The following is a 585-nucleotide window of genomic DNA, read 5'->3' as shown; positions in this document are numbered from 1 at the left end:
GGTTTTGGCGCGCCCGCCTGTTCGCCCAGCCATATGGCGGGTAGCCGCACGTCCCGCCATCGCATAGATATCACCCGACAACCGGGGGAGGAATCATGGGCAAAGGCCGGGTCGAGGCATTCACCGATGGCGTCGTCGCCATCATCATCACCATCATGGTGCTGGAACTGAAAGTGCCGCATGGCGAGGATCTTTCCGCGCTGGCGCCGCTGTGGCCGATCTTCTTCAGCTATGTCTTGTCCTTCATCAATGTCGGCATTTACTGGAACAATCTGCACAACATGTTCCACACCGTGCAGCGCGTTGACGGCCGCGTGCTGTGGGCAAATCTTAACCTCCTGTTCTGGCTGTCGCTGATTCCGGCAACGACGGCCTTCATGGGCGAGAATCATTTCGCGCCGGTACCTGTCGCCGTCTATGGCGTCGACCTCGTGCTCTGTGGGGTCGCCTACAGGATTCTTGTGACCAAGCTGCACCATCTGCATGGCAACGAAACAGCCTTCGCCAAGGCGTTGGGCAGTGACCGCAAGGGCAAGATTTCGGTAGCGCTATACATAGCTGCGGTGCTGCTGACCTTCGTCAACC

General features: G+C 58.8%; 1 protein-coding gene. It reads left to right on the top strand.

The features are described 5' to 3' along the window. Nucleotides 1-95 precede the first annotated feature (95 nt). Nucleotides 96-585, top strand: a 490-nt coding sequence (locus AC1DX0_RS36860; RefSeq protein WP_477359593.1) for a TMEM175 family protein, incomplete at its 3' end; no start/stop codon positions are given.

Source organism: Mesorhizobium sp. P3_A9, from assembly GCF_056402975.1.
Note: the sequence above shows the minus strand (reverse complement) of the source record. Positions and strands in the feature narration are given on the sequence as shown.